Origin of the sequence: Luteimonas sp. MJ250 (genome assembly GCF_039548455.1) — a bacterium.
Lineage (GTDB): Bacteria > Pseudomonadota > Gammaproteobacteria > Xanthomonadales > Xanthomonadaceae > Luteimonas.
In genome coordinates this window covers 17888-31452 of sequence record NZ_JBCLVB010000016.1, presented here as the reverse complement: position 1 = coordinate 31452, position 13565 = coordinate 17888, and the positions used below count along the sequence as shown (strand labels likewise).

At 73.1% G+C, this 13565-nt stretch carries 7 protein-coding genes; 2 read left to right on the top strand and 5 right to left on the bottom strand.

The annotated features are described in order from the left end of the window. Positions 1 to 12: 12 nt before the first annotated feature. Both WCE37_RS13765 and mrcB read right to left on the bottom strand, forming a co-directional pair. Positions 13 to 561, bottom strand: a complete 549-nt coding sequence (locus WCE37_RS13765; protein ID WP_343255456.1) for a hypothetical protein — start codon at positions 559 to 561, stop codon at positions 13 to 15. A gap of 62 nt (positions 562 to 623) precedes the next feature. Then, the gene (gene mrcB / locus WCE37_RS13760; RefSeq protein ID WP_343279859.1) at positions 624 to 3005 is read right to left on the bottom strand and encodes a penicillin-binding protein 1B; all 2382 of its coding nucleotides are present in this window, start codon (positions 3003 to 3005) and stop codon (positions 624 to 626) included. A 145-nt stretch (positions 3006 to 3150) separates the two neighbouring features. Between mrcB and WCE37_RS13755 the strand changes: the two genes are divergently transcribed. Further along, positions 3151 to 5244 carry a glycosyltransferase gene (locus tag WCE37_RS13755; RefSeq protein WP_343279858.1) on the top strand — a complete coding sequence of 698 codons (2094 nt, stop codon included), beginning with the start codon at positions 3151 to 3153 and terminating at the stop codon, positions 5242 to 5244. Between the two features lie 9 nt (positions 5245 to 5253). Here WCE37_RS13755 and WCE37_RS13750 read toward each other — a convergent pair whose 3' ends face one another. Both WCE37_RS13750 and WCE37_RS13745 read right to left on the bottom strand, forming a co-directional pair. Continuing rightward, positions 5254 to 6510 carry a hypothetical protein gene (locus WCE37_RS13750; protein ID WP_343279857.1) on the bottom strand — a complete coding sequence of 419 codons (1257 nt, stop codon included), beginning with the start codon at positions 6508 to 6510 and terminating at the stop codon, positions 5254 to 5256. Positions 6511 to 6549: 39 nt separating this feature from the next. Next, a complete protein-coding gene (locus tag WCE37_RS13745) occupies positions 6550 to 8664 on the bottom strand; it encodes a bifunctional (p)ppGpp synthetase/guanosine-3',5'-bis(diphosphate) 3'-pyrophosphohydrolase (protein ID WP_343279930.1) in 2115 nt (704 codons plus the stop codon). Positions 8665 to 8783: 119 nt separating this feature from the next. On the opposite strand from WCE37_RS13745, the gene WCE37_RS13740 reads away from it, so the two are divergent. Beyond that, on the top strand, positions 8784 to 9263 hold the full coding sequence (locus tag WCE37_RS13740; protein WP_343279856.1) for a hypothetical protein: 480 nt from the start codon (positions 8784 to 8786) through the stop codon (positions 9261 to 9263). Here WCE37_RS13740 and WCE37_RS13735 read toward each other — a convergent pair. Then, complete coding sequence (locus tag WCE37_RS13735) at positions 9256 to 13539, bottom strand: DUF3418 domain-containing protein (RefSeq protein ID WP_343279855.1); 4284 nt, start codon at positions 13537 to 13539, stop codon at positions 9256 to 9258. The two genes, WCE37_RS13740 and WCE37_RS13735, sit on opposite strands and share 8 nt — an antisense overlap. Positions 13540 to 13565: the final 26 nt, after the last annotated feature.

The window sequence follows — 13565 nt, the reverse complement described above, 5'->3', positions numbered from 1 at the left end:
TGCCGCTGGAGTTCACCAGCGCTGGGGTGGCGCCACCCGGCAGGCCTCGATCGCAGCCTTGGCCGCGGCCGCGCCCCCGGCATCGCCCTGCACCAGCCGCACCTGTTCCAGGGTGGCCCAGTGGCGGCGGCAGAGCGGCCCGACGCCGGAGCCCAGCGCCTGCGCCTGCGCGGCCAGTTCGCCGGCACGCGTGAAATCGGACATCAGCAGGGCCGCCTCCGCGCGCTCCTGGAGCAGCGCCGGGTCGTCCGCCACCAGCGCGATCGCCTGGTCCAGCGCGGCCGCCGCATCGGCGTGGTAGCCCTGCTGCTGCAGGCGCTCCGCGTCACGCCGCAGGTCCTCGACGCCCGGATCGCGCAAGGGCTGCACGTTGAGCTCGCCCTCGCCATCGCCGGCGACCGCACGGATGCCGGCGACCATCTGCTCCGGCGTGGCCCCGGTGAGCGACTGCACGGGCAGCGGCGGCGGCGCGGAAGCGCAGGCGGCAAGCGCCAGCAGCGCGATCGGCGGAAGCGCGCGGAGCGCGTGACGAAGTGTGCGGGGACTGCGGTCGGGACTCATGGGATGCGTTTCTGTCGGGTCGTCATGGCGGGGTGCCCCGGCAGGCTGCCTGCCGGACGCGGTCATCGGGGCTGTTCGGCGGGCTGCGGTGCGGTCGCGGGCTCGTCGCCGCGGCCGATGCCGAACCAGTCGCGCCAGCCGCCGCTGGACTGTTCCTCGGGCGGCGGCTCGCGCACGCAGGGCTGCCAGGGCGGCGCGAAACCTTCGGCGAAGGCGTAGCGGCGCGCGCCGGGGCAGCCGGCGTCGGTGCTGTTGCCGGCCACGACCCAGCTCCATTCCAGGCCCTTCCCGCCAACGCGCAGCGGCGCGGTGGGGAGCTGCTTGAACATCGCCGACCACACCCGCATCGCGCCGGTGGCGCCGTACAGGCCGGTCTGTTCGTTCTGGTCGTTGCCGACCCAGACCACGCCCAGATGGTCGCCGGTCCAGCCGGCGAACCAGCTGTCGCGGCCGTCATTGCTGGTCCCGGTCTTGCCGGCGATGTCCAGGTGCCCCAGGCCGTCGTTGACCAGCCGGCGACCGGTGCCGGAGGCCACGGCGTGCTGCAGCGCCAGGGTGACCAGGCGCGCGGCGGTGCGGTCGCCGTCATCGGGCTGCGGCGGCGCCTTGTCGTAGCGCTTGAGCACGCGGCCGTCCGGGTCGAGCACGCCGCGCACGGTGTACAGCGGCTGGATCTCGCCGTCGGAGGCGAGGAACTGGTACAGCTGAGCCATCGCGTACGGGCTCTGGTCCACCGAACCCAGGATCAGCGCCGGGTTCGCGACCGCGTCGATGCCGGCCAGCTGCTTGATGATGTGCGCCAGGCGCTCGGGGCGCACGGCCATGCCGACGCGCACCGTGGCCTGGTTGTACGAGCGCCCGAGGGCGTCGATCAGGCGCACGCTGCCGTGGCTCTTGCCGTCGGAATTGCCCGGGGTCCAGCGCTTGCCGTTCTGCAGGGTGACGGTGACCGGGGAATCGTCGACCCAGGTCGCCAGCGACCAGCGGTCGGGCAGCGCCAGGGCCAGCAGGTAAACGAAGGGCTTGAGCAGCGAGCCCACCGGCCGCTGCGCCTCGACCGCGCGGTTGAAGCCGGGGGTCTCGACGTCGCGGCTGCCGACCACCGCCACCACCTCGCCGCTGTGCACGTCGGTGACCACCACGCCCGCTTCCAGCGCTGGCCGGCCCTTGCCCGCGAGCGCCTTCAGCGTGCCGACCACCGCGCCTTCGGCATAGGCCTGCGCCGAGGGCGACATGCTGGTCATCACCGTCAGTCCGGCGCCCTGCAGCTCGTCGGCGGAGTAGTCGCTGGCCAGGTGGCGCCGCACCAGGTCGACATAGGGCGGAAAGCGGTTGGCGGCGATGCTGCCCGGGGCCGTGGTCACGCCCAGCGGAGCGGCCACGGCGCGGTCGTGCTCGGCCTGGTCGATGAGCCCGGTCTCGAGCATCTCGCCAAGCACGAAGTCGCGGCGCACCCTGGCGCGCTCGGGCTGCCGGCGCGGGTCGTAGTGCGAGGGGCCGCGGATGATCCCGACCATCAGCGCGATGTGCTCGGTCGAGAGGTCGTCGAGCCGGCGCCCGAACCAGTACTCGGCGCCGGCGGCCACGCCGCGGATGGCCTGGTTGCCGCGCTGCCCGAGGTAGACCTGGTTGAGGTAGGCCTCGAGGATCCGGCCCTTGTCGTAGCGCGCCTCGATGATCAGCGCGTACAGGACCTCGTTGAACTTGCGGCTCCAGGTCTGCTCGCGGCCGATGCCGAGCAGGCCGCTGCGCGCCAGCTGCTGGGTCAGCGTGCTCGCGCCCTGCCGCGCCTCGCCGGCCTTCAGGTTGACCCAGGCCGCGCGCGCGATGCCGCGTATGTCGATGCCGTGGTGGTGGGCGAAGTCGCGATCCTCCACCGCCTGCAGCGCGTCGGTGAGCTCCTGCGGCACGTCCTCCACCCGGATCAGCCGGCGCTCGGCCTGCTGCTTTCCGTAGAGAGTGGCGATGCGCGCCGGATCCAGGCGCACGGCCTCGGCCTCGCGCTCGCCGACCAGGTCGCGGATCGCGGCCACCTTGCCCTTGGCCAGGCGCACTTCGACGCGGCTCGGCGCCACCGCGCGGTCGACGTCGGTGAAGCCGCGGCTGGCGATGGTCCAGCGGCCCTCGTCATCGGCATAGGTGCCCGGGCGCGCACCGTCGCCTTCGCGGTAGCCGGCGGCATCAAGCTCGAGCTTCAGCGTGTCCGCGTTCATCGCCGTCCCCTTGGCCAGCGCGAGCGGCCGCCCGTAGACCCGCGTCGGCTCCTGCCACTGCAGCTGGCCGAAGCGCTCGCCGACCTGGTTGTTCAGGTACAGCATGTACGGGACCAGGAAGCCCAGGCCGAGGCCGACGGCGGCCAGTGCCCAGGTCAGCAGCGTGCGGCGCCAGTCGCGGCGCGGGCCGCCATCGTCGTGATCGTCTTCGTCGTAATCGATGCGTGCCATGTGGACCCGGCGGCCGTAGGTGGGGAGCGCCGGGCTGCGGCGCGGTGCGGAGTGCGAGAATGCACGGATTCGTGCCGAGTCTAGCCCAGCGCCTGCTGCGGCCCGCGGCCGCCAACCGTCCCCCTTCAGCCGGAGTTGTCGCTGGATGCCCTACACGATCGCCGACGCGCGCTTCCTGCTCGCCCGTGCCGCCGGCCTCGCCCATCGCGGCCTGTTGAGCCTGCGCACCCGCGGCCTGCGCTCCAGCTGGGAGCGGCTGCGGGCGCAGTTGCTGCCGCCGCCCCGGGCGCTGCGCGACAGCCTGTACCTGCCGGCGGCGACGCCGTTCGCGCCCTTCACGCTGGCCACCAGCGAGCAGCCCGTGGCGAGCATCGTGATCCCGGTCTACGGCCAGTTCGCGCACACCCTGGCCTGCCTGCGCGCGCTCGCCGCGCACCCGCCCGCGGCCGCGTTCGAAGTGATCGTGGTCGATGACGGCTCCGGCGACGAAACCCCGGACCTGCTGCCGCGCATCGACGGCCTGCGCTATCACCGCCGCGCCGGCAACGGCGGCTTCATCGCGGCCTGCAACGACGGCGCCGCGCTCGCCCGCGGCGACGTCCTGGTGCTGCTCAACAACGACACGGTGCCGCAGCCGGGCTGGCTGGACGCGCTGCTGGCAACCTTCGACACGCACCCGGGCACCGGCCTCGTGGGCGCCCAGCTGCTGTACCCGGACGGCCGCCTGCAGGAGGCCGGCGGCGTGGTCTTCGCCGACGGCAGCGCCTGGAACCACGGTCGCTTCGGCGACCCCGCCGATCCACGCTACGCCTACGTCCGCGACGTCGATTACGCCAGCGGCGCTGCGATCGCCATCCCGCGGCAGCTGTTCCTGGACCTCGGCGGTTTCGATATCCGCTACGCGCCGGCGTACTACGAAGACACCGATCTTGCCTTCGCTGTGCGCGCCGCCGGCCGCCGCGTGCTGTACCAGCCGGCCGCGCGCGTGGTGCACGACGAAGGCGCGACCTCGGGCACCGACATCGCGTCCGGCGCCAAGGCCGGGCAGGTGCGGAACCAGGCGGTGTTCCTGGCCCACCGGCGCGAAGCACTGGCCGGCTTCGGCGCGCGCGCCGAGCCGACCCCGGCAATCCTCCACCGCGGCCAGCGCCAGGTGCTGGTGATCGACGCGCTGACGCCGCAGCCCGATCGCGATTCCGGCTCGCTGCGCCTGGTCAACCTGATGCGGCTGCTGCGTGCGGAAGGCGCGCACGTGGTGTTCCTGCCCGCCAACCGCCGCTACGACGGCGCCTATACCGATGTCCTGCGCGAGCTCGGTGTCGAAGCCTGGTGCGCGCCGCATGCCGCCCGCGCACCCGCCTGGCTGGCCGAACACGGGCCGCGCTTCGACGTGGTGGTGGTCTGCCGCCACTACGTCGCCAGCGAGTTCCTGCCGCTGCTGCGCCGCCACGCCCCGCGCGCGCGCGTGGTGTTCGACAGCATCGACCTGCATTACCTGCGCGAAGCGCGCAGCGCCGAGGTCACCGGCGACGCACGCCTGGTCCAGGCCGCCGGACGCACCCGCCGCCAGGAGCTGGCGGTGATCGCGGCAGCGGACACCACGCTGGTGGTCAGCGCCGCCGAACGCGAGGTGCTGGCGGTCGATGCGCCCGACGCGCGCGTGGAGGTGCTGTCCAACCTGCACAGCGTGGCCGGCCCCGGCCTGCCCTTCGACCAGCGCCGCGACCTGGTGTTCGTGGGCGGCTTCCGGCATCCGCCCAATGTCGATGCCGTGCGCTGGTTCGTCGGCGAGGCCCTGCCGCGGGTGCGCGAGCGGCTGCCCGACGTCCGCTTCCACTGTATCGGCGGCGACGTGCCGCCGGAGATCGCCGCACTGGCCGACGCGCCGGGCGTGACCGTGCACGGCCACATGCCGGACATCACGCCGTACATGGACGGCTGCCGGCTGGCGCTGGCGCCGCTGCGCTACGGCGCGGGGGTCAAGGGCAAGGTCAACCTGAGCATGGCCCACGGCCAGCCGGTGGTAGCGACGACCTGCGCGGTCGAGGGCATGCACCTGGCCGACGGCCGCGACGTGCTGGTGGCCGATGACGCTGATGCCTTCGCCGATGCCGTGGTCCGCGCCTACTGCGACCGCGGCCTCTGGGAGCGACTCGCCAACAACGGCCTGGACAACGTGGCGCGGCACTTCTCCGCGGACGCAGCGCGCGAGGTCGTGCGCCGGGTGTTCTTCGGCTGACGCGCCCGCTCAGTCGAACCTGAGCGCCGCCGCGGCAGCGCGCACCCGCAGTTCGAAGTCGGCCAGGCCCGGCACCGCCGGGTCGGCCTTGCGCGCGGCGGCCAGCGCGCTGCGCGCAAGCGCGATCTCGCCGGCACCGAGGCGCTCGTCGCCGACGGCCAGCCAGCGCTCGGCAAGCTGCCGCTGCGCTTGGGCCACGTCTCCGGGGTCGTCGCCGAGCGCCGCGCGCGCATCCAGGCATTCACCGGCGCGGCGGAGCGCATTGGCGCGCAGCGCGCGCGCATGGCACTCACGCAGCCCGGGAAGCATCTGCGCGGCCGCGGCAGCGGCCTCGGGCGCGGTGGGATCCAGCGTGGGTGCGTGGCCGTCCATTGCCGCTGCCTGCAGGGCGCCGTCCGCGGCCGCCAGGTCGGTGCGACGCGGCAGCCGCGCTTCGCCGGCGAGCACGCGCGCGATGCCCTCGCCGTCCAGCCCCGTCTCTTCCATGAGGCGCGCATGGGTGTCGGCCAGGTCGACGTGGACCGGATCGTATTCGCGCACGGTCGCCACCAGGCGCACGGCCTCGTCGACGTCTCCCGCGCGCAGCGATTCGCGCGCCTGTGCGAGCAGTTCGGCCAGGGCGTCCTCGCGCCCGCGCAGCGCGCCGGCGTGCCCCGGCTGCAGCGCCAGCACGCGCGCGTACAGCGGCAAGGCACTGCCGGCGGCATCGTCCAGGCGGCCCTGCGCATGCACCTGCGCGGCATGCGCGAACAGACCGTCGACGCCGGCATGCTCGGCCTCGCGCAGGCGCAGCGCCTCGGCCAATGCGTCGGCCTCGGCGCGCGGCACCGACAGCGCGCGCGCCAGGGCCAGCTCGCGGTGGGCATCGCCGAAGCGGTCCTCCGCGAGCGCCGCCCGGGCCTGCGCGAGCGCCGCCATCGCCACCCGGGCCAGGCCCTGGCGCGCCGCGCCGCGGTCGGGATCCATCGCCAGTGCGGCTTCGAACAGTTCGCGCGCGCCACGGCCGTCGTCGGCGGTCAGCAGGCCCCTCGCCAAGGCCCGTTCGGCTTCGTCGTGGAGGGCCTGCGCGCGCGTCTGCGGCCACAGCAGGGCGCCGATCGGTGCCTGCAGCACCGCCAAGGCCACCACCGCGAGCATCGAACCGATCAGCCACCAGCGCCAGTGGCGCCACATGCCCAGGCGTTCCGGAAGCGCGGCCAGCCAGCGCGCGATGGTGCCGGCATCGGGCGGTTCTGGAAACGGGTCGGCCTGCCGGTGCGGGTTCACGCGCCGAAGCATAGACGGCCAGGCATGAACGCGTTGCGCTCAGGCGCGATGCGCGCGCTCCACGCCCGGCAGCGCCTCCAGCCGGCCGAGCAGGCGCGAGAGCTGGCCGAAGTCGGCCACCCTCAGCGCCAGCCGCAGCTGCACGCGGCCCTGCCCGCGCGCGGCGCCGCCGTCGATGGACAGCACGTGCGCGTCTTCCTGCGCGATCAGGTTGGTGACGTCCTTGAACAGGTGCTTGCGGTCCACGGCATCCAGGGTGACCGCGGCCTCGTGGCCGCCGCCGCTGCCGCCCCACTCCACCGGCAGCACGCGCTGCGGCTCCTTCGCCGCGAGCCGCGCGAACGCCGCGCAGTCCGCGCGGTGCACGCTTACGCCGCGTGCCCGCGTGAGATAGCCGGCCACCGCTTCGCCGGGCAACGGCTGGCAGCAGCGCGCGACCTGGGCCAACAGGTTGTCGACGCCGACCACGGTGAAATCCTGCCCGCCGCCGCGGCGCATGCGCCTGGGCGCGCGCAGCGCGATCACGCCGCTGCCTTCGGCCGCGGCGTCTTCAGTCCGGCTGCGCTCATGCTCCGCCACCGCACGCGCGACCTGGTGCGGGCCGACATCGCCCAGCGCGATATGGACGTGGAGTTCGTCGACGCTGTCGACATTGAAGCGCTTCAGCACCGCTGCCAGGTCGGCCTGTGCCATGCCCACGCGCTTGAGCTCGCGATCCAGCAGTTCGCGGCCGTCGGCCAGGTTGCGCGCCCTGTCGAGGCGGTGGAACCAGGAGCGCACCTTCTCCCGCGATCGCGCGCTGGCCAGGAAGCCGTTGGTGGCCATCAGCCAGTCGCGGCGCGGCTCGGACACCTTGCCGGTCAGGATCTCGACGCGGTCGCCCGAATGCAGCACGTAATCGAGCGGCACGATGCGGCCGTCGACCTTGGCACCGCGGCAGCGGTGGCCGACCTCGGTGTGCACGCGGTAGGCGAAGTCCAGCGGCGTCGCCCCGCGCGGCAGGTCGATGACCTCGCCCTTGGGGGTCAGCGCGTAGATCCTGTCTTCGACCAGTTCGGTGTCGAAAGCGCCTGCGAGCGCACCATCGCCCGTTTCGGCCGGGGCATCGAGCAGGTTGCGCATCCACTCGATCTTGCGGTTGACCGCGGCCTCGCCCGCGGCCGAGCGCTGCGAGCCCCCGGACTCCTTGTAGCGCCAGTGCGCGGCCACGCCGCGTTCGGCCTGTTCGTGCATCTCGCGGGTGCGGATCTGCACTTCCAGGGTCTTGCCGCCGGGACCGACCACGGCGGTGTGCAGCGAGCGGTAGTCGTTGTTCTTCGGGCGCGCGATGTAGTCGTCGAACTCGCCCGGCACCGGCGACCACAGCGCGTGCACGACGCCCAGCGCGGCGTAGCAGGCCTGGACGTCGTCAACCAGCACGCGCACGGCGCGCAGGTCGTAGAGCTCGCCGATGGGCACGTCCTTCTTCTGCATCTTCTTCCAGATGCTGTAGATGTGCTTGGGCCGCCCGGCGATGTCGCCGCGGATGCCGCCATCGGCCAGGGCCTCGCCGAGGACGCGCGTGACATCGGCGATGTAGCGTTCGCGCCCGGCGCGGGTGTCGTCGAGCAGCTTGGCGATGCGGCGGTAGGTATCGGGCTCCAGGTGGCGGAAGGCGAGATCCTCCAGCTCCCACTTCAGCTGCCAGATGCCCAGGCGGTTGGCGAGCGGGGCATGGATGTCGCGCGTCAGCCGCGCCAGCGCCAGGCGCGCCTCGTCGGACAGCGCGGAGGCGGCGCGCATCCGCGCCAGCTGCCTGGCCAGGAGGATCGGCACCACGCGCAGGTCGCGGACGATCGCCAGCAGCAGCCGGCGCAGGCCCTCGTGGCTGCGGCCGGCGCCCTGCTCGGCGTGCAGGGTCCAGACCTGGCCGGCCGCGGCCTGGCCGTCCAGCAGCGCGGGGATCGCCGAACGCCCTCCGACCGACGCCGCCTCGTGGCGCGCGGCCCAGTCGGGCACCACGTGCAGGATGGCCGCGGCCATCACCTCGTCGTCGGCGTCGAGCAGGGCCAGCGCCTGCAGCGTGTCCTCGAGCACGCCCGGCGGGTCGATGCACGGCGCGGGGCCGGCAGCCGCCGCCGCGCGCAGCCGCGCCGAGACCGCGTCGGGCAGCATCCCCAGTGCCGGCAGCGCCAGCAGGGCATCGATGTCCACGAGATCGGCCACGGCAAACCGGAGTCCACGGAAAGGCGAGGGTCTACACTAGCCCGACCTCGCCCTTGGGAACAGACGCCATGCCGGTACGCAGCTTCATCCTCGCCGCCCTGCTCTTCGTCGCCGCTCCGGCACTGGCCCAGCAGGGCATCGAAACGCAGATGACGCCTGCGGAGTTCGCGGCCGCCGGCCTCGACAAGCTCAGCGCCGAGGAGCTCACGCGGCTCAACGCATGGCTGGACCGCACCATCGAGGGTGAGACGGAGAAGGCTGCGGCCACGGCCAAGAAGCGGGTCGAGGATGAACATCGCGGATTCCTCAGCTTCGGGTCCGCCGAACCGGTGGTCGGCCAGATCAGCGGCGAGTTCCGCGGCTTCGGCCGCGGCCGCGAGTACACGCTCGACAATGGCCAGGTCTGGCGCCAGGTCGACACCGCCACGCTGGCCGGCGCCCGTCGCGACAGCCCGAAGGTGCGGATCACGCCGAGCGTGGTCGGCAACGCCTGGTACATGGCGGTCGACGGCTACAACACCCGCGCCAAGGTCGAGCGGGTCAAGTAAGCGCCGCCAGGCGCGCGGCCAGCTTTTTCGGCGAAACCCCGCCCTTGGCGCCCAGCTCCTGCGCGAAGAGCTGGACGCGAAGCTCTTCCAGGTCCCAGCGCAGCGCCTGCCAGCCGGGCCCGTCCGCCTGCCCTGTCGCACGCGCGCGGTCCAGCGCATCGACGAAGGGCTTGAGCTCGAGCATGCGCTGCTGGTCGCGCACGGGATCGTTCAGCGCGCGGCCGGCGCGCGTTGCCAGCGCCTTGAGATAGCGCGGGTACTCGGCGAGCGCTGCCGCCGGCACGTCGCGCAGGAAGCCCGGCGGCACCAGCGCCGCCAACTGCGCCTGCATGTCGTCGAGGTTGGCGCGCGCCCAGCCCATGAGCTTGCCGTCCAGCGCGGCGCGCACCTCGGCCACCAGCGCGAGGATCTTCTCGGCCTGCTGCAGGCGGCGCGTGGCCTCCGGGAACAGGGCCCTGCCGAGCTCGGCGCTGCGGGCTTCGAACGCCGCCGGATCGCGGATGTCGCCGAGGCCGTCCGCGGTCAGCGCGGCAAATGCGCCGTCGACCAGGTCCGTACGCAGCGTGTCCGCCGGGCGGCCGTCGCCTGACGCGCGCGGCGCGACGGATTCGATCGCGGCGTACAGCAGGCCGGTCTTGGGCTGGGCAGGCAGCTGCTTGCGCGCCTGTCTGATGCGGTCGGCCATGGCGATCGCAAGTAGCCGGCGCACGCCCTCGGGATGCCGGCGCTCGGCCTCGGCACGGTCGGCGTGGACTTCAAGCGAGGCGCTGTCGCCGGCATCGTGCAGCGCCGGGTAGGCCGGCACGCCGCCGGCGCCGGCGACCGAGACCGGGATCGCGGTGTCCGGGAATGTGCTCAGGGTCTCGCGCGCCAGCCCTTCCGAGGCATGCGCGGCGAATGCGTCAGCCGCATGCGCGCCGAAGCGCGCGCGCAGCTCGTCCAGGTCGCGGGACTCCGCCAGCACGCGACGGCCGTCGGCATCGAGCAGCCGCAGGTTGGCGCGCAGGTAAGCCTCCAGCGCCTCGACATCGAAATCGGTGGCGGCGATCTCGACGCCCGTCAGCCGCCTGAGGAACCGCGCCAGGGCGCCGGTGATGCTGTCGGTGGCGGCATCGGCGGTTCCGTGCGCCTCGGCGAAGGCACGGGCGAAGTCCGGCGCCGGCACGAAGTTGCGGCGCAGCGCCTTGGGCAGGCCGCGCAGCAGGGCCGTGGCCTTTTCCTGCACGAAGCCGGGGGCAAGCCAGCCCAGCCGTGGCGCATCCAGGGCGTTGAGCAGGTGCAGCGGCACGACCACGGTCATGCCGTCGTCGACCGCCCCGGGTTCGAAGCGGTAGTGCACGGCCAGGCGCGCGTCGCCGAGCGCGAAGTACGCCGGGAAGCGGTCGGCGTCGCTGCCGTCGGCGACCAGCAGGTCGTCGCGGGTCCACTGCAGGGCGCGGCGCTGCTCTTTCGGCAGCTTCGCGAACCAGGCGTCGAGCGCCTGCGCGCTGATGATCTCGGCCGGGATACGGTCGCGGTACCAGCGCAGCATCCAGTCATCGTCGACGACCAGGCCGGTCCGGCGCTGCTTGGCCTCTTCCTCCTCGGCCTGCGCAAGCGTGCGGCGATTGCGGGCGACGACGTCGGCACGCAGGTTGATCTCGCCGGCAACCAGGCCATCGCGCAGGAACAGCTCGCGCGACTCCTCCGGGTAGTGACCGCCGTAGTGGAACGCGCGTGCCGCCGCCAGCACCAGCCCGAACAGGCCGACCTGTTCACTGCCGATCACGCGGCCCTGCTTGCGCGACCAGCGCGGATCGAAGTGGCGGCGCGAGAGCAGGTGCGTGAGCTCGGCCTCGATCCATTCGGGCTCGATCGCGGCATTGGTCAGCGCCCACACCTTCTCGGTGTCGAGCAGGGTGGCGGTGAGCAACCACGGCGGCGGGCGCGAGGCCAGGGTCGAGCCCGGGAACAGCTGGAAACGACGCCCGCGCGGGCCTTCGTAGGCGACCTGCCGCCGCTTGTCGGTTGCCGGGGGTGCATGCCCGACCTGGGTCGGCAGCCCCGCGAGCAGCGCGCGGTGCAGGCGGACATACAGATCCCGCGCGGCGGCCTCTCCGGAAAGCGCGGGATCGGCCTCCTGTGTCCTCCGCTGCGTCGACGCCTCCGCAGCCGCCGACGGTGAACCGGGCGCTGCGCCCGGGTGCTTGCCGCGGCGACGCCGGCCACGGCCGCGCTGGCCGGGGACGGCATCGCTCCCGCCCGCACGCGCTCCATCGGCCGTGGTGGCGAACAGCGCATCGCCAGCGCGCTCCTCTTCCTGCCAGCCCAGGTCCGCGCACTGCAGCTTCAGCTGCCGATGCAGCTCGCGCCACTCGCGCATGCGCAGGAAGCCGAGGAAGTTGCGCTCGCACCACTTGCGCAGCTGCGATTGGGTCAGGTCCTCGTGGGCCACGCGATACGCCTCCCACAGGCGCAGGATGGCGACGAACTCGGACTTCGGATCCTGGAACGCGGCGTGCGCGGCATCGGCCGCGGCGCGCTGGTCGGACGGGCGTTCGCGCGGGTCCTGGATGCCGAGGAAGGCGGCGATCACCAGCATCTCGCGCAGGCAGCGGTGCTCATTGGCGGCCACCAGCATGCGCCCCAGCTTCACGTCCACCGGCAGCCTGGCCATCACCTTGCCCTGTGCGGTCAGGCTGCGCGCAGCATCCACCGCGCCGAGCTCGGCCAGCTGCTGCCAGCCATCGGCGATCGCGCGCGCGTCGGGCGGTTCCAGGAACGGGAAGTCTTCGATGATCCGGGCGTCACCGTCCCGGGATCGCCCGGATGCGCGTCCCGGCGACGCCGGGACACGGCCTTCAATCGCACCCAGGCCCAGCGACAGCATCCGCAGAATCACGCCGGCCAGCGCCGCGCGATGGATCTCGGGATCGGTGAACCGCGGCCGGGCGGCGAAGTCCGCTTCGTCGTACAGGCGGTAACAGGTTCCCGGAGCGATGCGCCCGCAGCGGCCGGCGCGCTGGTTGGCGCTGGCCTGGCTGATGGGCTCGATGTGCAGGCGGTCGAGCTTCTGCCGCGGGCTGTAGCGCTTCACGCGCGCCAGGCCCGGATCGACCACGTAATGGATGCGCGGCACCGTCAGCGACGTCTCGGCGACGTTGGTTGCAAGCACGATGCGCCGCTGCGGGCCGGGGTTGAACACGCGGTCCTGGTCGCGCACCGACAGCCGCGCGTACAGCGGCAGCACTTCGGTGTGGCGGTACTTGCGGCCTTCCAGCGCGCGGTGCGCGTCGCGGATCTCGCGCTCGCCGGGCAGGAAGACCAGCACGTCGCCGCCGATGCCCTGGCCGCCGCGGAAGATTTCGTCGCAGGCGGCGACGATGCCGTCGGTGACCGACATGTCGCGCGAACCGGCCCCGGCGGCGTCGCGCTCGCCGCCGCGCGGCTTCGCGGCCGCAGCCGAAGCCGAAGCCGGCGAAGACAGGCCCGCGTCCAGCGGCAGGTAGCGCAGGTCCACCGGATAGCCGCGGCCCTCGACGTCGACCACCGGTGCATCGCCGAAGTGCGCGGCAAAACGCGCGGTATCGATGGTCGCCGAGGTCACCACCAGCTTGAGGTCCGGGCGCCGGACCAGCAGCTGCTTCAGGTAGCCGAGCAGGAAATCGATGTTGAGGCTGCGCTCGTGCGCCTCGTCGATGATCAGGGTGTCGTAGCGCGACAGCCAGCGGTCGGACTGGATCTCGGCCAGGAGGATGCCGTCGGTCATGAACTTGATCGCGGTCTGTTCGCCGACGTTCTCGGTGAAGCGGACCTGGTAGCCGACCGCGCCGCCCAGAGGCACCTGCAGCTCCTCGGCCACCCGGCGCGCCACTGCGCGCGCGGCGATGCGCCGCGGCTGGGTGCAGCCGATCATTCCGGCAGCGCCGCGGCCAGCCGCCAGGCACAGCTTGGGCAGCTGGGTGGTCTTGCCGGAGCCGGTCTCACCGGCCACCACCACGACCTGGTGCGTGCGCAGGAGTTCGACGATGCGCTCGGCTTCGCCGGCAATCGGCAGGGCCGGGTCGACTTCGGCACGCGGCAGGCTTGCGGCGCGTGCTTCGCGCTGCGCGAGCGAGCGCGCAAGCGCGTCCTGGAACGCTTTTCGACGGGCTTGGTCACCGCGCGCCTGCTCCCATCGCCGCCACAAACCCAGCAGCCGGCCACGATCACGCGTCAGTGCGCCATCCACGGCTGTTCGTCCCGCGCGCGTTGACGCCGGGCTTCCATCCACGGGGCTAGACTCCAATTCACTCATTCACGATTCGCATTTCCAGGACGCTT

What these genes read in the sequence shown, in the direction of transcription:
- mrcB (WP_343279859.1), bottom strand. Translation starts at nt 3,005, where the DNA reads ATGGCACGCATCGATTACGACGAAGACGATCACGACGATGGCGGCCCG.
- WCE37_RS13735 (WP_343279855.1), bottom strand. Translation starts at nt 13,539, where the DNA reads ATGAGTGAATTGGAGTCTAGCCCCGTGGATGGAAGCCCGGCGTCAACG.
- WCE37_RS13745 (WP_343279930.1), bottom strand. Translation starts at nt 8,664, where the DNA reads ATGCTGCCCGACGCGGTCTCGGCGCGGCTGCGCGCGGCGGCGGCTGCC.
- WCE37_RS13740 (WP_343279856.1), top strand. Translation starts at nt 8,784, where the DNA reads ATGCCGGTACGCAGCTTCATCCTCGCCGCCCTGCTCTTCGTCGCCGCT.
- WCE37_RS13755 (WP_343279858.1), top strand. Translation starts at nt 3,151, where the DNA reads ATGCCCTACACGATCGCCGACGCGCGCTTCCTGCTCGCCCGTGCCGCC.
- WCE37_RS13765 (WP_343255456.1), bottom strand. Translation starts at nt 561, where the DNA reads ATGAGTCCCGACCGCAGTCCCCGCACACTTCGTCACGCGCTCCGCGCG.